The sequence below is a fragment of the Ruegeria sp. YTSA108 genome, from assembly GCF_059610185.1.
This window is the reverse complement of the sequence record NZ_JBXWND010000015.1, coordinates 1-24,715: the sequence shown is the minus strand read 5'-3', so window position 1 is coordinate 24,715 and position 24,715 is coordinate 1. Positions and strand designations below refer to the sequence as shown.

At 57.8% G+C, this 24,715-nt stretch carries 31 protein-coding genes; 17 read left to right on the top strand and 14 right to left on the bottom strand.

What is annotated here, in order from left to right; genetic code table 11:
* Positions 1-13: 13 nt before the first annotated feature.
* Genes AC2FHW_RS17505 through AC2FHW_RS17485 form a run of 5 tightly spaced genes read right to left on the bottom strand, consistent with a single transcriptional unit; the run spans position 14 to position 4,650 of the window.
* Positions 14-2,149: a hypothetical protein gene (locus AC2FHW_RS17505; RefSeq protein ID WP_496708248.1), complete on the bottom strand. Its 2,136-nt coding sequence runs from the start codon at positions 2,147-2,149 to the stop codon at positions 14-16.
* Positions 2,146-3,015, bottom strand: a complete 870-nt coding sequence (motA, locus tag AC2FHW_RS17500; RefSeq protein WP_271952372.1) for a flagellar motor stator protein MotA — start codon at positions 3,013-3,015, stop codon at positions 2,146-2,148. Before motA ends, AC2FHW_RS17505 begins: the two co-directional genes overlap by 4 nt.
* A 46-nt stretch (positions 3,016-3,061) precedes the next feature.
* Positions 3,062-3,637 (bottom strand): MotE family protein, encoded by a 576-nt coding sequence (locus AC2FHW_RS17495; protein ID WP_271952374.1) that lies wholly within the window; start codon positions 3,635-3,637, stop codon positions 3,062-3,064.
* Positions 3,634-4,143 (bottom strand): hypothetical protein, encoded by a 510-nt coding sequence (locus tag AC2FHW_RS17490; protein ID WP_271952376.1) that lies wholly within the window; start codon positions 4,141-4,143, stop codon positions 3,634-3,636. Before AC2FHW_RS17490 ends, AC2FHW_RS17495 begins: the two co-directional genes overlap by 4 nt.
* Before the next feature lie 9 nt (positions 4,144-4,152).
* Positions 4,153-4,650 (bottom strand): flagellar basal body-associated FliL family protein, encoded by a 498-nt coding sequence (locus AC2FHW_RS17485; protein ID WP_271952378.1) that lies wholly within the window; start codon positions 4,648-4,650, stop codon positions 4,153-4,155.
* Positions 4,651-4,769: 119 nt separating this feature from the next.
* On the opposite strand from AC2FHW_RS17485, the gene fliF reads away from it, so the two are divergent.
* From fliF to fliP, 4 genes are read left to right on the top strand one after another with little or no spacing between them, the layout of a single operon-like run.
* A complete protein-coding gene (gene fliF / locus AC2FHW_RS17480) occupies positions 4,770-6,356 on the top strand; it encodes a flagellar basal-body MS-ring/collar protein FliF (RefSeq protein ID WP_271952379.1) in 1,587 nt (528 codons plus the stop codon).
* Positions 6,356-6,952 (top strand): FliH/SctL family protein, encoded by a 597-nt coding sequence (locus AC2FHW_RS17475; RefSeq protein ID WP_496729257.1) that lies wholly within the window; start codon positions 6,356-6,358, stop codon positions 6,950-6,952. The genes fliF and AC2FHW_RS17475 overlap by 1 nt, the downstream gene beginning before the upstream one ends.
* A complete protein-coding gene (locus tag AC2FHW_RS17470) occupies positions 6,945-7,232 on the top strand; it encodes a FliM/FliN family flagellar motor switch protein (RefSeq protein WP_271952383.1) in 288 nt (95 codons plus the stop codon). Before AC2FHW_RS17475 ends, AC2FHW_RS17470 begins: the two co-directional genes overlap by 8 nt.
* Positions 7,232-7,960 carry a flagellar type III secretion system pore protein FliP gene (fliP, locus tag AC2FHW_RS17465; RefSeq protein WP_271952385.1) on the top strand — a complete coding sequence of 243 codons (729 nt, stop codon included), beginning with the start codon at positions 7,232-7,234 and terminating at the stop codon, positions 7,958-7,960. Before AC2FHW_RS17470 ends, fliP begins: the two co-directional genes overlap by 1 nt.
* Positions 7,961-7,964: 4 nt before the next feature.
* Here fliP and AC2FHW_RS17460 read toward each other — a convergent pair whose 3' ends face one another.
* Entirely contained in the window at positions 7,965-9,416 is a 1,452-nt protein-coding gene (locus AC2FHW_RS17460; protein WP_142638646.1) for a sensor histidine kinase, read from the bottom strand.
* Positions 9,413-10,150 carry a response regulator transcription factor gene (locus AC2FHW_RS17455; protein WP_271952387.1) on the bottom strand — a complete coding sequence of 246 codons (738 nt, stop codon included), beginning with the start codon at positions 10,148-10,150 and terminating at the stop codon, positions 9,413-9,415. Before AC2FHW_RS17455 ends, AC2FHW_RS17460 begins: the two co-directional genes overlap by 4 nt.
* Positions 10,151-10,364: 214 nt before the next feature.
* On the opposite strand from AC2FHW_RS17455, the gene AC2FHW_RS17450 reads away from it, so the two are divergent.
* From AC2FHW_RS17450 to AC2FHW_RS17430, 5 genes are all read left to right on the top strand, one after another.
* Entirely contained in the window at positions 10,365-11,609 is a 1,245-nt protein-coding gene (locus AC2FHW_RS17450) for an ABC transporter substrate-binding protein (protein WP_271952389.1), read from the top strand.
* Between the two features lie 56 nt (positions 11,610-11,665).
* On the top strand, positions 11,666-12,538 hold the full coding sequence (locus tag AC2FHW_RS17445; RefSeq protein ID WP_142638652.1) for a carbohydrate ABC transporter permease: 873 nt from the start codon (positions 11,666-11,668) through the stop codon (positions 12,536-12,538).
* Positions 12,531-13,430 (top strand): carbohydrate ABC transporter permease, encoded by a 900-nt coding sequence (locus AC2FHW_RS17440; RefSeq protein ID WP_496729259.1) that lies wholly within the window; start codon positions 12,531-12,533, stop codon positions 13,428-13,430. Before AC2FHW_RS17445 ends, AC2FHW_RS17440 begins: the two co-directional genes overlap by 8 nt.
* 4 nt (positions 13,431-13,434) lie before the next feature.
* Complete coding sequence (locus AC2FHW_RS17435; RefSeq protein WP_142638656.1) at positions 13,435-14,532, top strand: ABC transporter ATP-binding protein; 1,098 nt, start codon at positions 13,435-13,437, stop codon at positions 14,530-14,532.
* Between the two features lie 91 nt (positions 14,533-14,623).
* Positions 14,624-14,956: a putative quinol monooxygenase gene (locus tag AC2FHW_RS17430; RefSeq protein WP_496822335.1), complete on the top strand. Its 333-nt coding sequence runs from the start codon at positions 14,624-14,626 to the stop codon at positions 14,954-14,956.
* A 2-nt stretch (positions 14,957-14,958) separates the two neighbouring features.
* On the opposite strand, the gene AC2FHW_RS17425 is transcribed toward AC2FHW_RS17430, so the two are convergent.
* Together AC2FHW_RS17425 and AC2FHW_RS17420 are read right to left on the bottom strand one after the other, a co-directional pair.
* Positions 14,959-15,567, bottom strand: coding sequence for an MlaC/ttg2D family ABC transporter substrate-binding protein (locus AC2FHW_RS17425; protein ID WP_271952395.1), 609 nt, complete (start codon positions 15,565-15,567; stop codon positions 14,959-14,961).
* The gene (locus AC2FHW_RS17420; RefSeq protein WP_142638706.1) at positions 15,557-16,327 is read right to left on the bottom strand and encodes an MlaA family lipoprotein; all 771 of its coding nucleotides are present in this window, start codon (positions 16,325-16,327) and stop codon (positions 15,557-15,559) included. The genes AC2FHW_RS17425 and AC2FHW_RS17420 overlap by 11 nt, the downstream gene beginning before the upstream one ends.
* 345 nt (positions 16,328-16,672) lie before the next feature.
* On the opposite strand from AC2FHW_RS17420, the gene AC2FHW_RS17415 reads away from it, so the two are divergent.
* The 4 genes from AC2FHW_RS17415 to AC2FHW_RS17400 are packed head-to-tail and all read left to right on the top strand — an operon-like array spanning position 16,673 to position 19,415.
* A complete protein-coding gene (locus AC2FHW_RS17415) occupies positions 16,673-17,128 on the top strand; it encodes a RidA family protein (protein WP_142638661.1) in 456 nt (151 codons plus the stop codon).
* On the top strand, positions 17,125-17,892 hold the full coding sequence (locus AC2FHW_RS17410) for a glycerophosphodiester phosphodiesterase family protein (protein ID WP_496822333.1): 768 nt from the start codon (positions 17,125-17,127) through the stop codon (positions 17,890-17,892). The genes AC2FHW_RS17415 and AC2FHW_RS17410 overlap by 4 nt, the downstream gene beginning before the upstream one ends.
* Before the next feature lie 45 nt (positions 17,893-17,937).
* Complete coding sequence (locus tag AC2FHW_RS17405; RefSeq protein WP_496822331.1) at positions 17,938-19,125, top strand: GNAT family N-acetyltransferase; 1,188 nt, start codon at positions 17,938-17,940, stop codon at positions 19,123-19,125.
* Positions 19,122-19,415, top strand: coding sequence for a 4a-hydroxytetrahydrobiopterin dehydratase (locus tag AC2FHW_RS17400; RefSeq protein ID WP_281973288.1), 294 nt, complete (start codon positions 19,122-19,124; stop codon positions 19,413-19,415). The genes AC2FHW_RS17405 and AC2FHW_RS17400 overlap by 4 nt, the downstream gene beginning before the upstream one ends.
* Here AC2FHW_RS17400 and AC2FHW_RS17395 read toward each other — a convergent pair.
* The 4 genes from AC2FHW_RS17395 to AC2FHW_RS17380 form a co-directional block, all read right to left on the bottom strand.
* Positions 19,412-19,723 carry a hypothetical protein gene (locus AC2FHW_RS17395; RefSeq protein ID WP_281973287.1) on the bottom strand — a complete coding sequence of 104 codons (312 nt, stop codon included), beginning with the start codon at positions 19,721-19,723 and terminating at the stop codon, positions 19,412-19,414. The two genes, AC2FHW_RS17400 and AC2FHW_RS17395, sit on opposite strands and share 4 nt — an antisense overlap.
* 33 nt (positions 19,724-19,756) lie before the next feature.
* On the bottom strand, positions 19,757-20,101 hold the full coding sequence (locus AC2FHW_RS17390; protein WP_142638671.1) for an EF-hand domain-containing protein: 345 nt from the start codon (positions 20,099-20,101) through the stop codon (positions 19,757-19,759).
* Positions 20,102-20,112: 11 nt separating this feature from the next.
* The gene (locus AC2FHW_RS17385; RefSeq protein ID WP_496822329.1) at positions 20,113-20,358 is read right to left on the bottom strand and encodes a glycine zipper 2TM domain-containing protein; all 246 of its coding nucleotides are present in this window, start codon (positions 20,356-20,358) and stop codon (positions 20,113-20,115) included.
* A gap of 102 nt (positions 20,359-20,460) precedes the next feature.
* A complete protein-coding gene (locus AC2FHW_RS17380; protein ID WP_142638675.1) occupies positions 20,461-20,946 on the bottom strand; it encodes a peroxiredoxin in 486 nt (161 codons plus the stop codon).
* Positions 20,947-21,045: 99 nt separating this feature from the next.
* Between AC2FHW_RS17380 and AC2FHW_RS17375 the strand changes: the two genes are divergently transcribed.
* The 4 genes from AC2FHW_RS17375 to AC2FHW_RS17360 are packed head-to-tail and all read left to right on the top strand — an operon-like array spanning position 21,046 to position 23,646.
* The gene (locus AC2FHW_RS17375; protein WP_142638678.1) at positions 21,046-22,257 is read left to right on the top strand and encodes an NAD(P)/FAD-dependent oxidoreductase; all 1,212 of its coding nucleotides are present in this window, start codon (positions 21,046-21,048) and stop codon (positions 22,255-22,257) included.
* Entirely contained in the window at positions 22,254-22,814 is a 561-nt protein-coding gene (rsmD, locus tag AC2FHW_RS17370; protein WP_142638680.1) for a 16S rRNA (guanine(966)-N(2))-methyltransferase RsmD, read from the top strand. Before AC2FHW_RS17375 ends, rsmD begins: the two co-directional genes overlap by 4 nt.
* Complete coding sequence (locus tag AC2FHW_RS17365) at positions 22,795-23,442, top strand: HAD family hydrolase (protein WP_496822328.1); 648 nt, start codon at positions 22,795-22,797, stop codon at positions 23,440-23,442. Before rsmD ends, AC2FHW_RS17365 begins: the two co-directional genes overlap by 20 nt.
* Before the next feature lie 24 nt (positions 23,443-23,466).
* Positions 23,467-23,646 carry a hypothetical protein gene (locus AC2FHW_RS17360; protein WP_271952407.1) on the top strand — a complete coding sequence of 60 codons (180 nt, stop codon included), beginning with the start codon at positions 23,467-23,469 and terminating at the stop codon, positions 23,644-23,646.
* On the opposite strand, the gene map is transcribed toward AC2FHW_RS17360, so the two are convergent.
* A complete protein-coding gene (gene map / locus AC2FHW_RS17355; protein ID WP_271952408.1) occupies positions 23,634-24,446 on the bottom strand; it encodes a type I methionyl aminopeptidase in 813 nt (270 codons plus the stop codon). The two genes, AC2FHW_RS17360 and map, sit on opposite strands and share 13 nt — an antisense overlap.
* Positions 24,447-24,715 lie beyond the last annotated feature (269 nt).

The window sequence follows — 24,715 nt, the reverse complement described above, 5'->3', positions numbered from 1 at the left end:
TTGCCCAGACGTTTCAGTCTGCCCTCACAAGTGCGAGAAGCTGAGCGATATTCTCCCGGGCGTTGGCGCTGTTTTCAAGCAGGGCAGTTGCATCCGCCAATGGTTGTTCTTCAATCCTGGTTACAGGTTCTGCCAATGCCAGAGTCGACCGCCTGACCTGTCCGAATTTTTGGTCGACCGCAGGCTGCGGGACGTCTTCCTTATCAGAAAGCCAGAACAATCTTTCTGCTTCGTTCACCCTGTCAAACTGCAACAATACCCGCCCTGCATTTTCAAACTCACCTATATCCAGATCGGCCTGCGCCCGCAGTGACATGGCCTTGTCCGAGGGGTCATCCCCTAACTCCAGCAAGGCTTTGTGTGGCTGGCCGGACAACAATGCCGCTTGCGCGCGCAAAAGGGCTCGGTCCTTTCGCCTGATAGTGTCCAGAGGTCGGTTGGACCAAAAGAGCGTTGGACGGGCAAACCCCAGCGATGCCAACCTTTCGGCAATGGAGATTGCTGTTTCGGTTGTCAGCGATTGTGCCATCGGTTCGGGCAGGTTGAAGATGCGCCGCAAAAAGGTATCGTCGTCGGCGCGCGCAGTCAGTACTTGAACGGCCCGGTCCAGCGTTTCAGCTGAATTCGGAATATCTTCTAACAGATCAAAAGACTGGTCGAACTCTTGGCCCAAACTCAGCGCCAGCGCATATGTACGTTGCATAAGTGGGCCGATCTCAGATCGGCGCAATTCGACCGTATAAGATGCGGCAAGTTCGAGCTCCCGGGCGGAGGCTGACCCGCGTTCCGCCCACCGCTGTTCAATCAGTCGCGCCAGCGCCAGAGGCGCTTCGAGCCCCGCTTCCGAGCTGCTCACTACGTCATTCAGCAAGGATTCGGATTTTTCCTGATTACCTTCAGCCTTTGCAACACCGGCCTTGGCCTGTGTTGTGCCGGGGCTGGGTTTGGTTTCGATGCGATCAACAGCCCGCAAGACGCGCCGCGCGGCTTCAAGTTTTTGGGCTGCAACGAAAATGTCGGACAGCATAGGACCGACTTGCCGGCGCAGATGATCCGGTAGTCGAGCAAAGGATTGTTCCATAACCCTTATCTGGGCATCTTCGGCGAGCCTACCCTCGGTCAGAGCGGCCCAGATTGCGGCGTCACTTTCGCAACGCTGTAGGTCGCGGAATGGATTCGACCCTTTCAGTGGCCGGTCGTCCAGAACAGCGGCAATCGCAGAAATCCGGTTCGTTTCTGGCGTCTCTTCACCCATCCAGCTAAGGCTGCGAACCGCCTCGGCACCGAAGCCGAAATACGCATAGAGCTTGGCAAGCTTCAGGGCCCGTTCTTTATCAACGCGGTCGAATTCCTGAAACAGGCCGGTGCGCAGCTCTGCCACCTGTTCGGGGAACAGGCGCCCATCGGACCAGCTGTCAAAGCCTAGCTCGGCGCTGGAAATGCAGGCTGGTTTCTTTTCCAGTTGTGGAATGGATGGTCCCAGCAAGCCATCCAGATCGTCCAGTACCGACGTAACTGCGATGTTCAGGTCCATACGCGGTGGCATGTCGAGCGATTGATTGCCATTCGAGTTCCTGGGCCCAATCTGAGATAGTTCAAGATTAACCAGATCTCGGTCAGCGCCCTGCAACAATCGCGTCGATAGCTGGTCCTCAAATACCTGCGCATTGAGATTCAAAAGCGGCAATACCAGAGGATCAAGCGCCTGTGGCCCGGGCAGCGGGGCGTTTACCACAGCGGCTTTGGGCAGCGTTGGGGGTGGAATGTCGCTGCTGATCGGTGGAAGGGCTGCCCCCGGCGCAATATCCACAACGATCATCGTGTTTTGATGCAGAAATGCGGTGGCAAAGCAGTCGCAGCCGAATTCCATCTCTAACGCATCACCCGGGTTGGTCTGTGAGATCGCAGACAGACGGTTCTGCGACAACCGCTGAAACACTGCCCCGGTCTGAAATTCGGCATCAAAAAGCGCTATGTCGAGTCTTGCGCCATTCTTCGTTTGCTTCAGACCCCATTCCGTACCCGGGGGCACCTGCACAACAAGACGCGTATACCCGCCATGCTCACCCGATCGCACAGGAATATCGCGCGCGCTTACCTGTCCTGCGGCAGCAAGGGCTGCCGAAACCATCAGGGCGCATCGGATCATGCCGCTGCCTGCTTGAGTTCTTTCAAGGCCTCTTCAAGTTCTGAGAAACCCGGTCTGTTATGGGTGGGAGTGTTCTGCCGCCCGACCTCAATGCACATGGCTGGGTTGTGGTTGTGCAGGTTGGCAACCAGAACCTCTTTGATCAACTGATAGAAATGATTGTCTTCTTCCACCACGGATTTGAGTTTTCCTGCAAATGGGCCGACCAGCCCATAAGCTAGAAAGACCCCCAGGAACGTCCCGACCAAAGCGCCACCGATCAGCTTTCCTAACACTTCTGGGGGTTGATCAATCGAGCCCATCGTTTTGATAACGCCCAGAACTGCCGCAACAATTCCAAGTGCGGGCAGGCCGTCAGCAACAGTCTGTAGCGCGTGGCTAGAATGCATGGCGTGGTGAAAATTCGCCTCCATCCGCTTTTCCAGCACCTCTTCGACCTGGTGGGGATCGTCATAATTCAAAGAGGCAGCTCGCATTGTGTCGCAGATCAAGTCGACGGCTTCTTTGTCGGCCTGAATTTTAGGATAAGTCGAAAACAGAGGCGAGTTTTCGGGTTCTTCAATATGTTGTTCGACTTCGACTGGGTTGGCCTTGGCGATGCGGATCAGCGAAAACAACAGGCACAGTAGATCACGGTAGTCATTGGGCTTCCACTTCGGCCCCTTGAATACTTTTGCCATATCCTTGATCGTGTGCTTCACGGCGCTCAGGTCATTGCTGATCATAAATGCGCCGACCGCGGCGCCACCGATCATCATCATCTCGAACGGCAGGGATTTCATGATGATGGTCATTTTCCCGCCAGCCGCCAAATAGCCGCCGAACACCATGACGAAAATAACAACAATTCCGACAATTCCGATCATAAGAGGTCTCCGGCGAATTCCGATGCAGGGTTGAAAATCATGGGGGCTACTCCTGCGGAGCCGAAGCGTTTCGCCCGGCCATAATCACGCTGATTGTATAGGCAGCCTCGGGGTTCAGGCCTGCCAAAACACCGGCTGCGGCATCGGGCGGCATCCGTGACAGGAATCCGGCGGCAAAGGTCGGGTCCATCGTTTCAAACAGGGCGGCCGCATCTTTCGGCTTCATGTTCTGATAGACATCCGTCAGGCGCGTCAGGTCTGTCTCAGCCGCTTTTTCTGCAATGGCCAGCGTCTCACGCAGCGCCTCTTCGGCCTGCTGCAGGGCGGCCAGGCGGGTCTCAATGGCCTCATCGGCAATGGCCAGCGCCTTTTCCCGATCAATGGCTGTGGCTTCGCGTTTTTTCAACGCTTCTTCGCGCCGCAGCAATTCGGTCAGCAATATTCGGGCACCGGGCAGTTCTGCTTGGGTCTCTTTCGGTTTTGATTCTGCCTGTTCGGCCCCTTTTGCCAGGGCTGGTGCAGCCTCAAACCCCAGCCGAATCGCGGCTGATCCAAGCATCAACAGTGAGATCACTGTCAGCACACCGCTTCTTGGTCGTTTCTCTACAACGCGTCCGCTCATGTCGCGGCCTCTTCGCTATTGCGGTCGTGGCGGAAAAACATCAGCCCGCCCGGGCGCTTTTTTTCCTTAGCGTCCCCGGATTTGGGCGCGACAGGGGCTTCTGGCTTTTCCACCGCTTCGACCGGAGCCTCATCAGGCTCAGGTTCCGCCGTTGGTTCCTCGGCTCCGGGTTCTTGCAGCTTGGGTTCTTCAACCGTGATGTCTTCGGCGGGTTCTTCGGCCGGAATGACATCGTGCATCGAGGCCATCATCAGTTCGAGCCGCTGAGCAACCGATTCCGCCCTTTGGGTCAGTGCCTCAAGTACAAGGCCCGACTGGTCCGAAGCAGTTCGTGCCGAATCAAGCGATTTCTTCAGCTCATCCGCCTGGGATGACAGGACAGCGACCGCGCCACCGACACCTTGTTCCAGATTAGTGAACCGCTTTAACCGACGGGACAGCACAAAACAGTAAAGACCCGCGCCCAGCGCACCTGCGACCAGCAAAATATCTGCAATCAGCTCCATCTCGGCCTCCTAATTCAATACGAATTCCATCACGAGGACATCGCGCACGCGCCCTTCCCCGACGACGATTTCAATGCGACGCAAAAGGTGACCGCGAATGCGCATCAGTGCGAGCGAATCCTCCAGGTCCGACACTTCGACCGCCCGCAGATACCCGTTCAGAACATCCATGATTCGAGGCTTCATCTTCTCGACATCCGAGGCGTAGCTGCTGTTCACCTCAAGCTGGGCATGGAATTTCAGGTGCCGCGAATCGCCGGCACTGACCGAGACGATCACCGCCGGCAGGTCGATAAAACCAACCTCAGGCAGGGCTTTAACCTCGGTCCCTTTGTCTTTTTCCTTGGCGTCTTCCGCGGCTGGTTGGCCGCCAAATGGCAGGAGTCCCGAAGTGGTCAGGAAATACCCGCCCGCAGCCCCGGCAACGGCCAGAATCACCCCAATGATCAATCCTTTTTTTCCCGATTTTTCCGGGGCTTCTGCCTGTTCTGCAGTCGCGTCAGTCATGACGTCCTCATTCATTCAGTCTGGGGATGTCATAACCCGGCAGGGACTAACCGATTGTTAAGGGCAATCGTCCAAACAGGGGGTGCGCCGGGCAGAATGTCGGTGAGTCGGAGGTGAGCGTGCAGCAGATCGGAACTGTCTGGGCAAGTTTGGACAGGCGAAAGCAAATCATTGTCGCCGGTGCAGTTGTGCTGGTGTTTTTGGGGGTCCTTGCGATGTCGCGGTTGGCGACGGCGCCGTCGATGACCCTACTCTATGCCGGGCTGGAAAGCGCCGCGGCGGGGGATATCGTTCGATCACTGGATCAGCGCGGCGTACAGTATGAGATTCGAGGCGGTTCGATTTACGTGCCCGGCTCGCAGCGGGACGAATTGCGCATGACTCTGGCCAGCGAAGGCCTGCCTGCGAACGGAAACCGCGGGTATGAGCTTTTGGATTCACTCAGCGGTTTTGGCACCACCTCGCAAATGTTCGATGCTGCCTATTGGCGTGCGAAAGAGGGTGAGCTTGCACGCACGATTGTCGGCAGCCCTCACATAAGTCAGGCACGCGTGCATATTGCCAACGGGTCAACGAACCCGTTTCAGCGCAGCGTCGCGCCGACGGCTTCGGTCTATCTGGTGTCCTCGGGTGCGGATTTCACTTCGGATCAGGCCAAGGCGATCCGTTTTCTGGTCTCTTCTGCCGTCAGCGGCCTCGCACCCGAGAATGTGGCGGTGATTGATTCAAATGGTGCGGTCATTGGCGCAAAAGAGACTGCGGTTGCGGCAGATTCTGCGGATGACAAGTCGCGCCAGCTGCGCGAACGGGTCCTGCGTCTGATTGAGGCCCGAGTGGGGGCCGGAAATGCAGTCGTCGAAGTCAGTGTCGATACGGTCACTAAAACCGAATCCATCCGTGAAAGGCGCTTTGATCCTAAGGGGCGCGTAGCCATCAGCACCGATGTCGAGGAACGGTCTGACAGCGCCCGGAACCAATCGTCCGATGTCACGGTGGCGTCGAACCTGCCCGATGGCGACGGCGCAGGTGAGGATGCATCCAATTCAAATGCCACACAGACGCGGGAGAGGGTCAACTATGAGGTATCCGAGACGGAGCTAGAGGTTCACACCGCACCCGGGGCGATCAAGCGCCTGACAGTGGCGGTGCTGGTGAATGGAATGCGCTCGGTTGATGCCTCGGGTGCAGAAAGCTTTGCGCCATTGCCTCAGACCGAGCTTGACGCATTGGGAGAGCTTGTGGCCTCGGCCGTTGGGTTCCATGCAGAACGAGGTGATGTCATCACCCTGAAATCGCTGGATCTGCCCGCAGTAGAGCCTGGCGGAACTGTGGTTTCGTCCTCGATCTGGCAGCAGGTTCATTTTGACGCGATGTCACTGGTCCAAATGGCCGTTCTGGCGATCGTGATGCTGGTTCTGGGATTGTTCGTGATCCGTCCGATCCTGATGAAACCGGCCCTTGCCCCCGCCCTTTTACCAGCGGGAACACTGCCAGAGCCCGAGGCAGTTCTGACCGGTGAGATCGCGACCGAAGAGGGCGGGCAATTCGCCGCCATTCCGGGGCACGCCCCAGCAGACGTGCCGGCATTGGCGGCAAATCCAGGCGCTGATCCGGTTGATCGGCTGCGCGCCATGATCGGAGACAAGCAGGAGGAAACCGTGGAAATTCTGCGCAGCTGGCTTGAAGAAAGTGAGGAGCGTGCGTGATGTCGATAGCTCATCTTCTTGAGGATTTCACTGTACAGGCCGGCGGCGGCAAAGTTCATTTTCTGGACGAAGAGGCGCTGGAGGAACAGCGGCTAGGCGCCTTCGAACACGGCTACAGCGCTGGTTGGGACGATGCCCTTCAGGCCCAGGAACAGGGTCGTGGAAAGGTATCAGACAACCTTGCCCGCGCGCTCGAGGATATGTCCTTTACCTATCATGAGGCGACGAGCCGGATGACACTGTCGTTGGAGCCCATGTTCCAGAGCCTCGTCAATCTGGTGTTGCCGAACACCCTGGATCGGGGGCAGGCCACGCGGCTGGTCGAACAGCTTACAGAAATGGCCGGTGAACAGATTGGCCAACCGATGCAAATCTTTGTGCCTTCGGGGTTCGCGAGTGTTGTCGAAGGGCTGTTGCCCCCCGAATTGGCCACCCCGACCCGCGTTGTCGAGGACCCGTCTCTTGGGGCCGGTCAGGCACGTCTGCAGGTTGGTACCTCGCAGCGAGAGGTGGATAGCAGCGCCTTGCTAGAGACAATCCGTTCAGCATTTGACGCTTACGTGTATGAGGCAAAAGAGGCATTGAACAATGAGTGACCCGCAATCCCCCAAACCCGAAAAAGCCAGCCCGTTTGATTCCGTTCCGATCGAGGTAACCGTGTCAGTCGGTCGGGCGCGCCCGCTAATCCGAGATCTGCTGAATATGGGGGAAAACGCTGTTCTCACCCTGGACAAACGGATCGAAGATCCTGTGGACCTATATGTTGGCGATCAACTGGTGGCGCGCGGTCTGCTGGAAGAGATGGAGGGTGATCAAGCCGGGCAACTGGCCGTGCGCCTAACCGAAATCGCGGATCTGCAAAACGGGATCGGGTAATGCGTTTCCTGTTTTGGGTGGCGGTGTTGCTGACGCTGACCCCGTCTCTGGCCGCCGCACAAGAGGTGTCGCTGTCGCTGGGCGAAGGTGGTTCGATCTCCGCGCGCACCATTCAGTTGATTTTGCTGATTACCGTGCTCAGCCTTGCGCCTGGGCTGGCGATCATGATTACCTGTTTCCCGTTCCTGATCACCGTTCTGGCCATCTTGCGGCAAGGGATCGGATTGCAGCAATCCCCCCCCAACATGCTGATCGTCAGCCTCGCACTGTTTCTGACCTATTTCATCATGGAGCCGGTCTTTTCCGAATCCTGGGCCACAGGCATTCGCCCCATGGTCGAAGAAGCGATGGAGGTCGAACCAGCGTTGGAGCGCGCGTTGCAGCCGTTTCGTGCCTTTATGGCAGGGCGAGTTGATCCCGATACCTTCCATGCCATGGCGGCCCTACGCCCTGGGGGTGATACTGTGTCCTTGTCGGCCGAGGCACCCTTGTCGATCTTGATGCCGTCTTTCATGCTCTCTGAGATAGCGCGGGCGTTTCAGATCGGGTTTCTGATCTTCCTGCCGTTTCTGATCATTGATCTTGTGGTGGCCGCTGTGCTGATGTCGATGGGGATGATGATGGTTCCGCCTGCAACAGTGTCGCTGCCGTTCAAACTAGCCTTCTTTGTCATCGCCGACGGCTGGTCGCTGATCGCAAGCGCGCTGGTGCGTAGCTATATGACATGAATCGTCACTGCCTGGTGATCTGCAGACGTGCGCGCAGGCCTTGCTCTCCGGCTTCGAAGCTGAGGGTGCCGCCATGCTGTTCCGCGATTGTCGCCGCGATTGTCAGTCCCAGACCAAACCCATCCGAAGACCCGGAGTTTGACCCGCGCCGGAACGGGGCCATCAGGGCTTCGATATCCGAGACGGACAGATCGGCCCCTTTGTCCTCGACGGTGATGGTTGCTATTTTGGCATCGGTTTCCAGCTGAACCTCGGCATGGCGCCCATATTTCAGCGCATTGTCGATCAGGTTGGTCAGGGCGCGCTTTAGCGAAATTGGCCTGCCAACGACCAGTATCCGCCGGGTCTCGGGCAGGGATCCATGCCCTCGGCGCGACATGAAAACGGACGTGCCGCCCTGTACCGCCACTGGGGCCAGCTTTTTCAGGGTCACCGGCAGTCCCATATCCTGATAGTCCGCGACCAGAGCCTCGACCAGCGACGTCAGTGAAATCTGCCGCGGTTCTTCGATGCTCAGCTCGGACCGTGTGTAGGTCAGAACGCTTTCGATCATGCCGGTCATCTGATCGACATCGGCCTCAAGTTTTTCGCGCAGCTCGGCATCTGGGATCAATGCGGCACGCAGCCGGACGCGGGTGGCCGGGGTGCCCAGATCGTGGCTGACACCCGATAAAACAGTGGCGCGCTTTTCCAGTTGCATGCGCTCTGCGTCCAGATGCTCGTTCACGGCAGAGACGATGTCGCGCAGTTCGGCCGGGCCATCGGCCTCATAACTGTTCGGCCCACCCCGCCTTTTGCGGTCGCGCAAGGCAGTAGAAAAGCGGGTGAAACTGTCTGATACATTGCCCACCGAGGTCAGGATCACCGCCAGCGCGACAATAGCGACCAGAATCGTAGGCAGACGCAGGTCGGTTGGGGCTGCACGGCATCCCCAGATATCTGTCCCGTCCACCTGTTGCCATGCGCCGCGCCCATAGCGGGCGATCAGTATCGGTTCGCTGCAATAGGTCGCCAAAAGCCGGGTCAGGTTGCCCATTTTCTCAGGGCCGGTCTGGTCGATGCCGGAGAGGATGTCGGACACCGGGTAAACCAGCCGGTCTGACATCACAGCCAGCGTCAGCTCTCGGCCTGAAACGGGTGCTGAGCTGTCAGTCAGGATCGACAGGTTGGTGACAAAGCTGCGATCCGAAAACCCGGGAAGTTGCTCAAACTGCCCGGCATCCGCCAGGCTGGCTGCTTTGGGCGGCAATGGTACGATGGAGATGCCTGGCGGTGGGGATTTACCGATGCGCAAATCCTCGTAAATAGCGAACCCGGCAACATATGCACGGGTCTGGAATTCCTGCCATGCCCGGGCCGAGGCGAACCAAAGGCCTGCGGCCAGCAACCCCGAGGTAAAAGCGGCGCAGGTCCAGATCCAGCCCAGGCTGCGCAGGCGCGTGGCGCGGACGGTCATGCGGTTTCGTCCACAGACACCTCTGCGGCAAAGATATAGCCCACACCGCGTTCGGTCTTCAGCATTTGCGGGTCTTTGGGGTTGGCTTCGATCTTGGATCGCAGCCGCCCGACCAGCATGTCGATGGCGCGTCCCTGGCCTTCGCTCTTGTCATTAGCGCCTGTTACATCCAGGGCCGCGGCGATTTCATCCCGGGTCAGGGGAATATGCGGGTTGGCCAGAAAAACCTTGAGCATTGCTGTTTCTCGCTGCGACAGGGATACCAGATATCCGTCGGGCGAATGCACTTCGTCCCGTTTGCCGTCATAGAGCCAGCCGTCAAACTTAAAGGAGCGGGTGCGGCGGCGATAGGCAAGCGAAGGTGTACGACGCGCCCGTTGCATGACGGCGCGTACGCGAGCCAGCATCAGTTGCGGATTAAAAGGCTTGGCGATGTAATCGTCGGCGCCCACCTCATACCCGGCCATGCGTTGATGATCGGCGGACAAGGCCGAGACCAGAATGATCGGCACGTCCTGTTCGGCCCGCAGGCGGGCACAGATATCAACGCCGTTTTCATCCCCCAGCATCACATCCAACAGAATCAGGTCGATCCGACCCGACTTGAGATGGGCGCGGATTTCGCTTTCGGAACTGGCGGGCAGCGCAATGAAGCCATTCTGTTGCAGGAACTGGGTCATCATCGACCGCATTTCAGGGTCGTCATCCACCACCAACAGCCGCGGAATGCTCACAGTGTTCGTCCTCCTGTTCTCTGGCCCCAAACTTCGTCCATTGTAACGAACGGAAACAGATTCAATGCTAACGTAACACGCTGTAACAAAAGCGGTGAAAATTTGCGCCATTCCCGGGTATTGGCCCGGATTTAGCGTTGTCAGACTCAGATAGGGACACAGTATTGCGGCATTGCCATTTTGACTGGCACCGAATTCTCAGGGAGGAGAAAACATGAAACGATTTTCTTTTGCGACTGTGTCCGCATTGGCCGTCGCAGCCGGATCATCTGTGGTGGCCGAACCACAGGCGGAGGTCTTGCATTGGTGGACATCCGGTGGCGAGGCCAAATCGGTGGCCGTGCTTCAGGAAGAGTTTGCCTCGAACGGGGGCACATGGACCGATATGCCTGTCGCAGGCGGCGGCGGTGATGCAGCCATGACGGCGCTGCGGGCCCGGGTTCTGGCCGGCAACGCTCCGACGGCAGTTCAGCTGAAAGGCCCGGCGATTCAGGAATGGTATGAAGAAGGTGTTCTGGCCGATATTTCGAACGTGGCCGCAGCCGAAGGCTGGGCCGAAGTTCTACCCGCGTCGATTGCCGGTCACATGATGTGCGAAGGCACTTGGTGCGCGGCGCCTGTGAACGTTCACCGCATCGACTGGATTTGGGCCAATGCCGATGTGCTGGCCGCAAACGGAATCGAGATGCCGACCACATGGGACGAGTTCAACGCCGCAGCCGAAAAACTGCAGGCCGCCGGTGTAATCCCGCTGGCGCATGGCGGTCAGGCCTGGCAGGACGCTACGGTTTTCGAAGCCGTCGCGCTGGGTCTTGGCGGACCGGAATTCTATCAGAAAGCTCTGGTCGATCTGGACCCCGAGGCGTTGACCTCGGACACAATGATCCAGGTCTTTGACCAGATGCGCACCCTGCGTGGTTATGTGGACGAGAATTTCTCGGGCCGCGACTGGAACCTGGCCACCGCGATGGTGATGAACGGCGAAGCGGCCTTTCAGATCATGGGTGACTGGGCCAAGGGCGAATTCCTGGCAGCGGGCAAGAAGCCTGGTGAGGATTTCCTCTGCGCCTCGACCCCCGGCGATGGATATCTGTATAACGTCGACAGTTTTGCCATGTTCGAGGTTGAGGGCGACGACAATCGCGCCGGTCAGGAATTGCTGGCCAAGCTGATTGTTGCACCGAACTTTCAGGAAGTGTTCAACCTGAACAAAGGTTCGATCCCGGCCCGGACCGATGTGTCGCTGGATGCCTTTGACATCTGCGCGCAAATCTCGGCCGAAGACATGGGCTCGACCTCGGCAGGTGGTTCACTGCTGCCGTCTTATGCCCATGGCATGGCGCTGCGCGGGTCGCAGGCTGGTGCGATCACAGATGTTGTGACCGCGCATTTCAACTCGGATATGTCCTCGGCTGACGCGGTTCAGCAACTGGCGGACGCGGTGGCCAACAGCTACTGATCCAATACGCTCTGCCCCCAAGGTGTGGGGCAGAGCATCTTTCCCCGGAGGAAAACATGTCCGAATGGCTGGAAAACCACCTGCCCAAGGTGGTGCTGGCACCGTCGTTCATCGCCGTATTGATCTTTGTCTACGGATTTATCGGATGGACCGCATGGGTGTCGCTTACACGCTCAAAACTGCTGCCGAAATACGAGATCCATGGCTTCATCCAGTATGAGCGCCTGTTCGACTCTCCTCGCTGGGATACGGCGATTGGCAACCTGTATATCTTTGGTACTCTGTTCATCGTGATCGCGATGCTGCTGGGCCTGCTGCTGGCCATCCTGCTGGATCAGAAAATCCGCGTCGAAGGAGCGATCCGAACAATCTATCTCTACCCCATGGCGCTGTCGATGATCGTCACGGGCACGGCGTGGAAGTGGATCCTGAACCCCGGTCTGGGGATTGAGTCCATGGTGCAGGGTTGGGGCTTTCCCAACTTCGAATTCGATTGGCTGGTGAACCCCGATTACGCGATCTACACTATTGTGATCGCTGCACTCTGGCAGAGCTCGGGCTTTGTGATGGCGCTGTTTCTGGCCGGTCTGCGCTCGGTCGATGGCGAGATCATCAAGGCCGCACAGGTCGATGGTATTCCAACATGGCGTATCTATACCGCGATCATCATCCCGTCGATGGCCCCGATTTTCCTGTCCGCTTTCATCGTGTTGGCGCATCTGGCAATCAAAAGCTTTGACCTTGTCATCGCCCTGACTGGCGGCGGCCCGGGTTATGCCACCGATCTGCCCGCCACTTACATGTATGCGATGGCCTTTTCGCGCGGCGATATCGGTCAGGCGGCGTCTTCTGCAATGATCATGATGCTGGTCGTCTTTGCCATCGTGGTTCCTTATCTCTACTCAGAATTGAGGGCTAAAAATGACTGATCTGTCGATGCCCCACACCCAAACCCGCAGTCAAAGTAACATAAGCAAAATCGTCCTGCGCTGGCTGCTTTACGTGGTGCTGTGCCTGTTCGCGCTGTATTACCTGATGCCATTATTTGTGATGTTGACGACATCGCTCAAAAGTCTTGAGGAAATCCGTACCGGTAGTCTGATATCGTTACCGCGTGAGGTGAGTTTCGAGGCCTGGAAAACCGCTTGGTCGGGCGCCTGCACGGGTATCCAATGCGAAGGTCTGCGGCCTTACTTCTGGAACTCGGTCCTGATTGCGGTGCCTGCGGTGGCTATCTCGACCCTGCTGGGCGCTCTGAATGGTTACGTTGTCGCGCAGTGGCGGTTCAAAGGGGCTAACATCATCTTCTCGCTGATGCTGTTTGGTTGCTTCATTCCGTTTCAGGTCGTCCTGCTGCCGATGGCGCGCCTTCTGGGCATGATGGGTATTGCCGGAACCATTCCGGGTCTGATTTTTGTCCACGTAATCTATGGTCTTGGCTTCACCACGCTGTTTTTCCGCAACTATTATGTCTCTATCCCGGCCGAGCTGACCAAGGCCGCTCGCGTCGATGGGGCCGGGTTCCTGCGGATTTTCTGGTCGATCTTCCTGCCACTGTCACTGCCGATCATCGTGGTAACCGTGATCTGGCAATTCACGCAGATCTGGAATGATTTCTTGTTCGGCGTGTCGTTCAGCCAGGCGGGCACACAGCCTGTGACTGTGGCGCTTAACAACATCGTAAACTCCACCACCGGTGTCAAAGAATACAATGTCGACATGGCCGCCGCGATCATCGCGGGTCTGCCGACGCTGCTCGTCTATGTCGTTGCCGGTAAGTATTTCATCCGCGGCCTGACCGCTGGCTCTGTGAAGGGATAGAATGATGGCTCCCATCCTTGATATCAACAAGCTGTACAAGAACTACGGCGCAACCGAGATCCTGAAGGATATCAACATCTCGATCGAACCGGGCGACTTTCTGGTGCTGGTCGGCCCATCGGGCTGTGGTAAATCCACCTTGCTGAACTGCATTGCCGGGCTGGAACCGATCACCGGCGGTACGCTGGCCATTGGTGGCAAAGACATGACCCATGTCAGCCCTAAGGACCGGGACATCGCCATGGTGTTTCAGTCCTACGCCCTGTACCCAACCATGTCGGTGGCCAAGAACATTACCTTTGGCATGAAAGTGCGCGGCGTGGATCAGGCTACGATGGACGCTAAGCTAAAGGATGTGGCCGCGCTGCTGCAAATCGAACCGCTGCTGAACCGCCGTCCTAGTCAGCTGTCCGGTGGTCAACGTCAGCGGGTGGCGATGGGACGGGCGCTGGTGCGCGACCCCAAACTGTTCCTTTTTGACGAGCCGCTGTCGAATCTCGACGCCAAGCTGCGGGTCGAGATGCGGACAGAAATAAAGAAGCTGCACCAGACTCTGGATGCCTCTATCGTTTATGTGACCCACGACCAGATCGAGGCGATGACGCTGGCCACCAAGATTGTGGTTCTGAAAGGCGGGATCGTGCAGCAGATCGGCAGCCCGGCCGAGATCTATAACAACCCTGCCAACCTGTTCGTGGCTGATTTCATGGGCTCACCCGCGATGAACCTGATCCCTGCAAAGGCAACCAAGAACGGCACAGGCACCGAAATTGCCATCGAGCGGTCATCGGGTGAAACGCTAGTCCTGAAGGATGCCCGTGATCTGTCGCTGCCGCAGGATGTCATTCTGGGCCTGCGCCCAGAGGATATCGCCGAGGCCGGATTCCGCGCAGGCGACGGTGTGCAGGAGGCGGTCTGCATGGTCGACATGGTCGAACCTGCCGGAGCTGACACCTATGTAGTGTCCGAACTGGGCGGTAAACAGGTCACTGCGCGCCTGCACGCGGAAACCAGCGCCCAGGCCGGACAAGAGCTGAACCTGGCCTTTGACATGAGCAAAGTGTCCTATTTTGCCAAGGAAACCGGCGAGCGGTTGAACTAGCGCACTGCGCAGGACTTGTTCTTGCTAAACTCGGGCAATTTCGCCAAGTACTGACGCCATGTCAGGCCAACGAGATTGCCCGGGGTATATGATGATACTGGAAATTCGACATTACACACTAAAACCGGGCCGCCGAGAAGCGTTCATAGAATTCTTTGAGAAACACAATCGCGCTGCGTTGCGGGATGCAGGAATGCTTGTGTTTGGGCCGCTCAGAGACCTGGAAAATCCTGACAAAGTGCATTGGATGCGCGCGTTTTCTTCGTTGGAAGAACGCGACAGGATAAAGGACAGCTTCTATGGTGAGGCGGTCTGGAATGACCAGATCGAACCCATTGCAATGCCAATGATCGCACACTATGAGGCCGAACTGGTCGAAACTACGAGCGGATTTGAAAGTTTTGACTGCAGCAATTCGCTGTGAATTCACCCGGTTCGCTTCATATCTTTGATCAGACGGTTCAGATCACCGCCGCGCGCGTCCAGCATGGCGCCGATCTCGGTGCGTTCGGTCAGCAGCATGTTCACGCCTTCGATAAACATGTTGAAGAATTTGTCGCGGCCGGATTTGTCGGACACCAGGAAGGTCACCTCAAAAGGCGAGGAGCCCTGCAGCTTGACCGAGGTACGCACCTCGTATCCGGCTTTGATCTTGCGCGCATTTCGAACGGTCACCTCGCCGCCAATGAACTCGCGAAAGCGACGTCCGTATTTGTTCGAGATATAGCCCTGAAACGCGTCGGTGAACTGCTTTATCTGTGACGCACTGGCCGAGCGGCCATCGGCCCCCAGCACATAGCGGGCCATGATCGGAACGTCGGCATATTGCACGAAGATCTTTTCAAAATCGCGGATCATGCTCTTTTCGGATTTTCCCGAACTGATGACGCGGTTGATGTCATCCACAACGCTAACGACCAACGCTTTTGCACTGGCCTCTGTCTGGGCAAAGCCTGGCAAGGGGAGGGTGGCTAGCGCCAGGCCGGCGATGCCAGATGCAATAAACTCTCTTCTCTTCAAATAATTACTCGGCATATGGATCCTCGTAGGGGTCAAGGTAGGGGTCTCTGACAGGGTCGGTCCCGATATCTGCATAGGGATCGTCATACAATCCCAGATAGGCGTCCTCATCATCGCGTGCCAGTTCGAAACGTCGATTTTGCAGGTAAATTGTTTGTGCCTGCTTATAGCTGTCAGCACTTTCATAGAGGATGGAATCGACTGTGTCCGAGAACCGTCCACGGTCGCCCATCCGCCTTACGATTTCGGCGTAGACGCCGATATTCTCAACCGGGCGCACCGGTGTGAAGTTGATCGGGTTCGAAAACAGGTTGACGACGACGCCGACCGCATCCCTGGATGTTGAGGGACCATAGAAGGGCAATTCCACATAGGCACCTTCGCCAAAACCCCAGACGTGCAGGGTTTCACCGAAATCGGTATCCACGGGCGGCAGGTTCAATTCGCTGGCCGGGTCAGACAGACCCGCGCCACCAACGGTCGTATTGATGAGGAACCGCAGCAGGGCATTGCCCGACTGCTTCAGATTGCCCTGCAGCAGATAATCCAGAGCCTGACCCGGCATAGTCAGGTTTTCGGCAAAATGGTTGAAACTGGTCACCATCGGATCGGGCACGATCTTCACATAGCCTTTCGAGGCCGGACGGAACAGGAACCGGTCGACGCCCAGATTGAACTTGTGAATGCCGCGGTTTGTATTCTCGTAGGGATCGAAAGTATCGCCTCGCGCGGCCTGATCGGCGGGTTGGGACGCACAAGCGCCAAGAACGGTCATCAGGGTCACGACAATCAGGGGCTTGAATCTGATCTTGCTCAACACGGTATTTCAACTCCAAACGCGCCAGCCGTTTTGTGAGTGGGGCTGGACGCTCAATCAATAATGCCTGCGGCCATTTTGCGGCTCAATCTGTCGTCACATAAAGGTTTTGGTCCCATTTTGAAACAGTTCGCGTTTAACCCGGCCGACTGCATCAGGTAAAGTGACACAAGTTCAACACCTCGGGATAAGAGAAGTTACGCTTAATACGCCACTGACCGCAGTTTTACTGGTTTCACACTTTTCCAGCCGAACGATCCCGGATAGCGTCCGGCCGAGTCTATATCAGGTGAGGATCAACCGATGAGTATCGCAGCAAAACTGGAAAGCCTGGGAATCAGTCTGCCGGACGGGCCGGCGCCCGCCGCCAACTATGTGCCTTTCGTGCGGGTCGGCAATATCGTCTACGTTTCAGGACAGATTTCCAAGGATGCGGAACTGATCACCGGCAAGCTGGGTGATAACATGGATGTTGCAGCGGGTGCTGCGGCCGCCAAGGTCTGCGCGATCAATCTTCTGGCGCAGGTCAAGGCTGCTTGCGGTGGCGATATAGAAAAGCTGGTGCGTGTGATCAAACTGACAGGGTTCGTGAATTCAACCGCCGATTTCACCGACCAGCCGCAGGTGATCAATGGTGCGTCGGACTTTCTGGTCGAGGCGCTGGGCGAGGCTGGTCGCCATTCGCGCTCGGCCGTGAGTGCAGCGTCGTTGCCGTTGGGCGTCGCGGTTGAGATCGAAGGCATCTTCGAGATCGCATGACCCCGGTACTGCCCGCTACGTTCCTACAGGCCCCGATCACGCATCGGGCCCTGCACGACAAATTGGACAACCGCCCGGAAAACAGCCGGGCGGCGGTTCGTGCCGCTGTTATGGCCGGTTACGGGATTGAGATTGATCTGCAGTTGAGCGCCGACAACCGGGCTTTGGTCTTTCACGACTATGACCTGGGGCGACTGACCGGGCGACCGGGGCCAGTTCGGCAGATTTCGGCGCAGGTAGCGTCCGAGACACAGCTGTTGCACGCTGATGACGGTATTCCGACACTGGATGATGTGCTGGAAATCGTGGCGGGCAAGGTGCCCCTGCTGATCGAGCTTAAGGATCAGGACGGTGTGATGGGCCCGAATGTGGGCCCGCTCGAGCGCGATACTGTACGAGCCCTTGAGGGTTATGAAGGTCCGGTGGCGCTGATGTCGTTCAACCCCAATTCGGTGGCTGAACTGGCGCGGTTGGCGCCGCATTTGCCCAGGGGGATCACGACCTGTTCGTATCAGCCCAAAGTCGAACTTTTGCCTGCGGCGGTGTGCGATTACCTGCGGGACATCCCGGATTTCGTAAGGGTCGGGGCCAGTTTCATCAGCCACGAAGTCGAAGACCTGTCCCGCCCAAGGGTTGCCGAGCTGAAGGCGCAGGGTGTTCCGGTCCTGTGCTGGACCGTTCGCTCGGCCGCGCAAGAGGCCGAGGCTCGCAAGATTGCCGATAATGTGACTTTCGAAGGGTACTTAGCCGCGCATCCGGGTTGAACCGCGCCCCTTCCGTCACAGATAAAGATCAAACGCAGAGGGCACATGGATCAGGCACAAATCGAGGTTCGGGTACTTGGATCGCTCTCGCAGATTACTGCGGCAGAGTGGGACAGCTGTGCCTGCCCCGAGGCTGCGGATGGGGGCCGTCCGCTTGATCCCTTTACCACTCATCGCTTTCTTTTGGCTTTGGAGGAGAGCGGGTCGGTCGGGCCGGGTACCGGCTGGCAGCCGCAATACCTGACGGTTTATCTGGATGGAATGTTGATCGGGGCCGCCCCGATGTATGCCAAATCGCATAGTCAGGGCGAATATATCTTCGACCACAACTGGGCGCATGCCTATGAAAACGCCGGCGGGCGGTATTATCCCAAACTGCAGATTGCCGTGCCGTTCACCCCGGCCACCGGGCGCCGCTTTCTGCTGCGGCCGGGATATCAGGCGGTGGGAATGTCCGCCTTGGTGCAGGGGGCGGTGCAGCTGGCCGCGGATAATCAGGTATCGTCGGTCCATGCGACCTTTTGCACTGAAGATGAGGCGCTGGCGGGCGAACAGATGGGCCTGATGTTGCGCCATTCCCAGCAATTTCACTGGCTGAACGACGGGTATGCGAATTTCGATGGATTTCTGGCCGCTTTATCCTCGCGCAAACGCAAGAACATTCGCAAGGAACGCGCGCAGGCCTGCGCCTTTGGCGGCGAAATCCGCGCGTTGACGGGTGATGACCTGCGCCCTGAACATTGGGACGCGTTCTGGGAGTTCTATCAGGATACCGGCGCTCGGAAATGGGGCGTGCCCTATCTGACGCGGCAATTCTTTGATATCGCTCAGGAAACCATGGCGGATGACATGGCATTGGTTCTGGCCGAGCGCGGCGGGTATCCGATTGCGGGGGCGCTGAACTTTATCGGGCGCGAGACGCTTTATGGCCGTTACTGGGGCTGCGTCGAACATCATGCCTGCCTGCATTTCGAACTGTGCTATTATAGGGCAATCGACTTTGCCATTGCCCAAGGCCTGGCTCGGGTCGAGGCTGGGGCGCAGGGCGAACACAAGCTGGCGCGCGGCTATCTTCCCACGCGCACGCACAGCCTGCACTGGGTCAATGACCCCAGCTTTGCCGATGCGATCAAAAAATATCTGGACGCCGAGGCCCAAGCAGTGGGAGAAGAAATCGAGATTCTGACTGATTATGGCCCGTTCAGAAAGTCGAACCCGGAGGAATACCAATGACTGAACTTCTGTCGACCGAGACCCGTGGCCCCTTGCTGGACCCGCTGTTCAAAAGCGGCTGGACCATGGTCAAGGACCGGGATGCGATCACCAAGACCTTTACCTTCGAAGATTTCGTCCACGCCTTTGGCTGGATGACCCAAGTGTCCATGTTTGCCGAGAAATGGAACCATCATCCCGAATGGTTCAATGTCTACCGCTCGGTCGAGGTGACGCTGTCCACCCATGATGTCGGCGGGCTTTCGGCGCTGGACGCCAAACTGGCCCGCAAGATGGACAGCCTGGTCTAGCCGCTGTCACCGCGTGATCCGACACCACCGGCAAGGCTGGCAACCTGACCCAGCCGCCTGAACTCGGCTGGGGTGACCAGGTTGTCACTAACGTCGATTTCGGCAGGTATCCGGGTAGTTCTGTTGCCGATCATGCGCACGGACCGTGCTGCGGGGTTGATGTCGAGACAACGCCGGTCATAGCAGGTCAGGCCATTGGTACTGATCTCTATCCTCGGTTGGCCATCAGGGCCGGTCACAATAGGGGCCTGCGGCACATCACATGCCGCAAGCAACCCCAACGCAAAAAGAGCGCTCCATTTGGTCATTGCATACTCCTGTCTGGTCCAGGGCCGCAGAGCCTAATCCAGTTGACCGTTGCTGTTCTGATCGGCAGAAATAAAATCTTCGGTCATATGCTGATCGTATTCCGTTCTTGAAATATTACTATCCCGGTCCCGGTCAACCTTTTGGAATTGCTTTATATCCAGAAACGGCTTGGCTTCATCCAGGCCCAATGTGCCGTTCTTGTCCTCATCCATCGTCTGGAACGCATAGTCGGAAAAGGCGTCGAACTCATCTTTCGACAGGAAGCCGTCATTATTGGTGTCGATGGCCTTAAGCTCATTCTCATGCAGCTCTGCCACGGTTTCGGCCGTTGCGGCACCCGCCAGGGACAACATCGACAGGACGATTGCGGTTTTCATCTTCATCCCTCTCAACATGCGAACCTCTGACCTTCAACGCCGCCGACCGCAGCACCCGCTGCCGTCAGGATGGTTTTCCCGGAACCGCCGCCAAACTGATTGCCGATGACACCGCCCAGCAAGGCACCACCCACTGTGCCGCTCAGGCAGGCGATCTCATGCTGTCGTGCGGCCTGTTGCTGCGGGGTAGGGGCCGGTCCACAAGCGCCAAGTGCGCCGGTCAGACCTAAAAGAAAGGTAAATGTCCTTAGGTTCATAAACAAACTCCCTGATGAATATGTACCAAGTATTCGCCCATCATGAGAGTGCCGCAAGTTAAATTGCGAAAATGGCCCCAGCAGCACTGGGGCCAGATCAGGTCAGATAACCTCTAACAGCCCTTCACCTGCGGAAATCTCGCAGACGCCGGGATTTTCCTCCAGGTTCATGGCGACCACTTTGCCGTCTTCGACCAGCATCGCATAGCGCTTGGACCTGCCGATCAGACCAACGGGCGGGGCGTCGAAATCCATCCCGATGGCTTTGGTGAATTCAGACGCCGCATCGGCCAACATGGTTAGGCCAGTCGCAGTTGCGCCTGTGGACTCGCCCCAGGCGCTCATGACAAAGGGGTCGTTGACCGAGATGCAGATGATTTCTTCCACGCCTTTTGCATCGAACTGGTCTTTGGTACGCATAAAGCTTGGAACATGCGCCGTTGTGCACGTGCCGGTATAGGCGCCGGGCACGGCGAAAATGACAACCTTGCGCCCTTTGGTCTTGTCCGAAACGCGGACCTCTTCAGGGCCATTTGCCCCCATTTGGGTCAATGTGGCGTCGGGCAGAGTGTCACCTGTTGAAATCATTTTTTCGCTCCTGTCATTTGGATTTGCAGAGTCGGGCCTAGCCGCAATATAGGTGAGCCAACAAAAGTGACCACGGGAATTCGACAGGGTGAGGGGAATATGAGCCATATTGTCGTGATTGGCGCCGGCCAGGCAGGTGCTTCGCTTGTCGCCCGGCTGCGCAAAGATGGGTTCGACGGCGAGATTACTCTGATCGGCGCAGAGCCGCATTTGCCCTATCAGAGACCGCCTTTGTCTAAGGCCTATCTTCTGGGTGAGATGGGGCTAGAGCGCCTGTTCCTGCGCCCCGAAAACTTCTATACCGATAACAATATCACCCTGCGCCTTGGTCAGCGCGTGACCGGAATCGACCCTCAGGCCAAGACCGTGACGCTGGGTGATCAGGTTGTTGCTTACGACGAGCTGGCCCTGACCACCGGATCGGATCCGCGCCGCCTTCCAGCCGCTATTGGCGGCGATTTGGACGGGGTGCATGTGGTGCGTGATCTGGCCCATGTGGACGAAATGGAACCCTTCGTCTCTGAAGGTGCGCGCGCTTTGATCGTGGGTGGGGGATACATCGGGCTTGAGGCCGCAGCCGTTTGCGCCAAGCGCGGGGTCAAGGTGACCCTGGTCGAAATGGCCGACCGCATTTTGCAACGGGTCGCCGCCCCCGAAACCAGTGACTATTTCCGAGCACTGCATTCCGAATATGGCGCCGATATCCGCGAAGGTGTCGGGTTGGACCGACTGCTGGGTGAAAACGGCAAGGTCACTGGCGCGGTGCTGACCGATGGAACAGAACTGGCGGTCGATTTCGTTGTTGTCGGCGTTGGCATCGCTCCTGCAACCCAACTGGCCGAGATGGCCGGGCTTGAGCTGGACAATGGCATCAAGACCGATGCGCATGGGCGCACCTCTGATCCGTCGATCTGGGCGGCGGGCGATTGCGCCTCATTCCCGCATGCTGGCGGGCGTATCCGTCTGGAAAGCGTGCCAAACGCGATTGATCAGGCCGAGATTGTTGCCCAGAACATGTTGGGCGCGGCAAAGGATTATACTGCGACCCCGTGGTTCTGGTCGGATCAGTATGACGTCAAACTGCAGATCGCGGGCCTGAACACCGGGTATGACCGGGTGGTGACCCGCAATGGTGACGGGCAGACCGTGTCCTTCTGGTACTATAAGGGCGATCAGCTGATCGCTGTCGACGCGATGAACGATCCGCGTGCCTATATGGTTGGTAAGCGTCTGATTGAAAGCGGAAAAACAGCTGATCCTGCTATTGTAGCCGACCCGGATGCGGACCTGAAACCGCTGCTCAGAGCGTGAGAATCATCGCCGGAGCCTTCCGAGGTCGGGCTTTGGCCTCGGTCGGCAAGGGGGACGCCGGCGCGCATCTGCGCCCGACCACAGACCGGGTACGCGAAAGCCTGTTCAACGTACTGGCCCATCAGATTGATTTTGACGGGCTGCGCGTGTTGGACCTGTTCGCAGGCACCGGTGCGCTGGGGCTTGAGGCCTTGTCGCGCGGTGCGGCACATGTGAGCTTTGTCGATGATGGCCGCGTGTCACAGGGTCTGATCCGCAAGAATATCGACCTGACCCGCAGCTCTGACTGTACCGAGCTGATCCGTCGCGACGCAACGCGGCTGGGGGCCAATCCTGCAGCGCCTTATGACCTGATCTTCCTGGACCCGCCCTATGGCAAATCCCTTGGGCAAAAGGCGATTGCGGCTCTGTCTGACGGCTGGTTCGCACAAGGCGCCCTTGTCGTCTGGGAGGAAAACGCGCCCATGCAGCCGCCCGAGGGGTTCGTGTTGCATAACAGCCGCAAATATGGCGACACGCATATCACCCTGATGTGGAATGGCGATCCGGATGCATGATCTGGTGATCTTTGATTGCGACGGAGTCCTGGTCGACAGTGAGCCGCTGTCCAATCAGGTACTGGTCGACAATCTTGCCCGTTATGGCCTGAACCTGACAATCGAAGACAGTATGAAGCTGTTCGTTGGGGGCACCATGACCGGGGTGCGGGACAAGGCAAGGGCGCTGGGCGCGGAGCTGCCCACAGGCTGGGTTGATGAGGTCTATGCGGAAACCTATGACCGGCTCCGACTTGGCGTGCAGCTGATGCCCGGCGTGGCGGACCTGCTGGCGGTTCTCGAGGCAAACGGGCTGCCCTTCTGTGTCGCCTCGAACGGCAGCCCGGACAAGATGCAGATCACTTTGGGTCAGAACGGGTTGTGGGAGCGGTTTTGCGATTTCGCCTTTTCGGCCCATGTCCTGGGAACGGCCAAGCCGGACCCGACATTGTTTCTGACAGCGGCTGAGCGTTTCAACGCCGTAAACCCCGTGGTGATCGAGGACAGCCTCAGCGGTGTGACCGCAGCCAGCAGGGCACATATGCGCTGTTTGGCCTATGCGCCGCATGGAGGCGATAAAAAACTGGCCGCTGCGGGGGGCGAAGTCTTCTCTAACATGGCGCAGGTTCCGGCGCTTTTGGGGATTTGACCGGGTCATGTTACCCTGCGAGGTATGGACCGTGCACTGACCCCTTCGAATTGGTCACTTCCGCAAGAGGCTGACACCGCAACCGATCCCCAGCGCACGCCTCTGCGCGCGCCGGTCTTCATCCATGATGCGGTCACGCCATGGGGGCCGGAAACCTTGCTGCTAAAGCTGTTACGGGATCAGGCCGCGGATCAGGAAGAATAAGTCGGGTGGTACTTACCGCCTGGCGACAGGGTAAAGATCTCGACCCCATCTGCCGTTACACCGACCGAGTGTTCAAACTGTGCCGACAGTGATTTGTCGCGCGTCACGGCGGTCCAGTCATCGGCCAGCGTCTTGGTCTCGGGGCGGCCCAGATTGACCATCGGTTCGATGGTAAAGAACATGCCCTCTTCCAGAACCGCACCAGTGCCCGGACGGCCATAGTGCAGAACGTTTGGCGGTGCATGGAAGACCCGGCCCAGCCCGTGGCCGCAAAAATCGCGGACTACGCTCATCCGGTGTGCCTCGACAAATGATTGAATCGCGTGGCCGATATCGCCGAACGTGTTGCCGGGTTTGACCATCTCGATGCCCTTGAACAGGGCATCATGAGTGATCTGGATCAACCGTTCGGCTTTGCGCGGCAGCTTTCCCGCTACATACATGCGCGAGGTATCCCCGAACCAGCCGTCGACAATAACGGTCACGTCGATATTCAGGATATCGCCATCCTTCAGCTTTTTGTCGCCGGGAATGCCGTGGCAGACCACATGATTGACGCTGATACAGCTGGCATGCTGATAGCCCTTATATCCAATCGTGGCCGAAGTTGCGCCTGCATCCTCGACCATCTGCGTTATGAGCCCGTCAATCGCGCCAGTGGTCTGGCCGACGAACACATGATCGGCAATATCATCCAATATCCGCGCAGCCAAAGCCCCTGCCGCCTGCATGCCGGCAAAGTCACCCTGTTCATAGATACGGATACCGTCCTTGGTCAGACGGCCACGATGTTCTTTCATCGATGCGAGGCTCCAAATATTTCGCGCAGCACCCTTTTTACGCTGCTTGTGCAGAAAGTACCAGAGGGCGCACGGTCGCGGGTTAAGATGGGGATCAATGCTGTGGCTTCAAGGATTGGTCGGATCGCCTTTGTTGGGCGCGTGCTTTTTCTGAGCACATTGCCCAGTCGGAGGGGGGCGCTAATGTCGGCTTAGGGTCAGGACCCATTGATTTCCGTTTTGCGGCGTGATTCACGGTTCAAAAACGAGCGGTGAACATGTCTGATCTC

What these genes read in the sequence shown, in the direction of transcription:
- AC2FHW_RS17505 (WP_496708248.1), bottom strand. Translation starts at nt 2,149, where the DNA reads ATGATCCGATGCGCCCTGATGGTTTCGGCAGCCCTTGCTGCCGCAGGA.
- motA (WP_271952372.1), bottom strand. Translation starts at nt 3,015, where the DNA reads ATGATCGGAATTGTCGGAATTGTTGTTATTTTCGTCATGGTGTTCGGC.
- AC2FHW_RS17495 (WP_271952374.1), bottom strand. Translation starts at nt 3,637, where the DNA reads ATGAGCGGACGCGTTGTAGAGAAACGACCAAGAAGCGGTGTGCTGACA.
- AC2FHW_RS17490 (WP_271952376.1), bottom strand. Translation starts at nt 4,143, where the DNA reads ATGGAGCTGATTGCAGATATTTTGCTGGTCGCAGGTGCGCTGGGCGCG.
- AC2FHW_RS17485 (WP_271952378.1), bottom strand. Translation starts at nt 4,650, where the DNA reads ATGACTGACGCGACTGCAGAACAGGCAGAAGCCCCGGAAAAATCGGGA.
- AC2FHW_RS17475 (WP_496729257.1), top strand. Translation starts at nt 6,356, where the DNA reads ATGTCGATAGCTCATCTTCTTGAGGATTTCACTGTACAGGCCGGCGGC.
- AC2FHW_RS17470 (WP_271952383.1), top strand. Translation starts at nt 6,945, where the DNA reads ATGAGTGACCCGCAATCCCCCAAACCCGAAAAAGCCAGCCCGTTTGAT.
- fliP (WP_271952385.1), top strand. Translation starts at nt 7,232, where the DNA reads ATGCGTTTCCTGTTTTGGGTGGCGGTGTTGCTGACGCTGACCCCGTCT.
- AC2FHW_RS17460 (WP_142638646.1), bottom strand. Translation starts at nt 9,416, where the DNA reads ATGACCGTCCGCGCCACGCGCCTGCGCAGCCTGGGCTGGATCTGGACC.
- AC2FHW_RS17450 (WP_271952389.1), top strand. Translation starts at nt 10,365, where the DNA reads ATGAAACGATTTTCTTTTGCGACTGTGTCCGCATTGGCCGTCGCAGCC.
- AC2FHW_RS17445 (WP_142638652.1), top strand. Translation starts at nt 11,666, where the DNA reads ATGTCCGAATGGCTGGAAAACCACCTGCCCAAGGTGGTGCTGGCACCG.
- AC2FHW_RS17440 (WP_496729259.1), top strand. Translation starts at nt 12,531, where the DNA reads ATGACTGATCTGTCGATGCCCCACACCCAAACCCGCAGTCAAAGTAAC.
- AC2FHW_RS17435 (WP_142638656.1), top strand. Translation starts at nt 13,435, where the DNA reads ATGGCTCCCATCCTTGATATCAACAAGCTGTACAAGAACTACGGCGCA.
- AC2FHW_RS17430 (WP_496822335.1), top strand. Translation starts at nt 14,624, where the DNA reads ATGATACTGGAAATTCGACATTACACACTAAAACCGGGCCGCCGAGAA.
- AC2FHW_RS17425 (WP_271952395.1), bottom strand. Translation starts at nt 15,567, where the DNA reads ATGCCGAGTAATTATTTGAAGAGAAGAGAGTTTATTGCATCTGGCATC.
- AC2FHW_RS17420 (WP_142638706.1), bottom strand. Translation starts at nt 16,327, where the DNA reads ATGACCGTTCTTGGCGCTTGTGCGTCCCAACCCGCCGATCAGGCCGCG.
- AC2FHW_RS17415 (WP_142638661.1), top strand. Translation starts at nt 16,673, where the DNA reads ATGAGTATCGCAGCAAAACTGGAAAGCCTGGGAATCAGTCTGCCGGAC.
- AC2FHW_RS17410 (WP_496822333.1), top strand. Translation starts at nt 17,125, where the DNA reads ATGACCCCGGTACTGCCCGCTACGTTCCTACAGGCCCCGATCACGCAT.
- AC2FHW_RS17405 (WP_496822331.1), top strand. Translation starts at nt 17,938, where the DNA reads ATGGATCAGGCACAAATCGAGGTTCGGGTACTTGGATCGCTCTCGCAG.
- AC2FHW_RS17400 (WP_281973288.1), top strand. Translation starts at nt 19,122, where the DNA reads ATGACTGAACTTCTGTCGACCGAGACCCGTGGCCCCTTGCTGGACCCG.
- AC2FHW_RS17395 (WP_281973287.1), bottom strand. Translation starts at nt 19,723, where the DNA reads ATGACCAAATGGAGCGCTCTTTTTGCGTTGGGGTTGCTTGCGGCATGT.
- AC2FHW_RS17390 (WP_142638671.1), bottom strand. Translation starts at nt 20,101, where the DNA reads ATGAAAACCGCAATCGTCCTGTCGATGTTGTCCCTGGCGGGTGCCGCA.
- AC2FHW_RS17385 (WP_496822329.1), bottom strand. Translation starts at nt 20,358, where the DNA reads ATGAACCTAAGGACATTTACCTTTCTTTTAGGTCTGACCGGCGCACTT.
- AC2FHW_RS17380 (WP_142638675.1), bottom strand. Translation starts at nt 20,946, where the DNA reads ATGATTTCAACAGGTGACACTCTGCCCGACGCCACATTGACCCAAATG.
- AC2FHW_RS17375 (WP_142638678.1), top strand. Translation starts at nt 21,046, where the DNA reads ATGAGCCATATTGTCGTGATTGGCGCCGGCCAGGCAGGTGCTTCGCTT.
- AC2FHW_RS17365 (WP_496822328.1), top strand. Translation starts at nt 22,795, where the DNA reads ATGGCGATCCGGATGCATGATCTGGTGATCTTTGATTGCGACGGAGTC.
- AC2FHW_RS17360 (WP_271952407.1), top strand. Translation starts at nt 23,467, where the DNA reads ATGGACCGTGCACTGACCCCTTCGAATTGGTCACTTCCGCAAGAGGCT.
- map (WP_271952408.1), bottom strand. Translation starts at nt 24,446, where the DNA reads ATGAAAGAACATCGTGGCCGTCTGACCAAGGACGGTATCCGTATCTAT.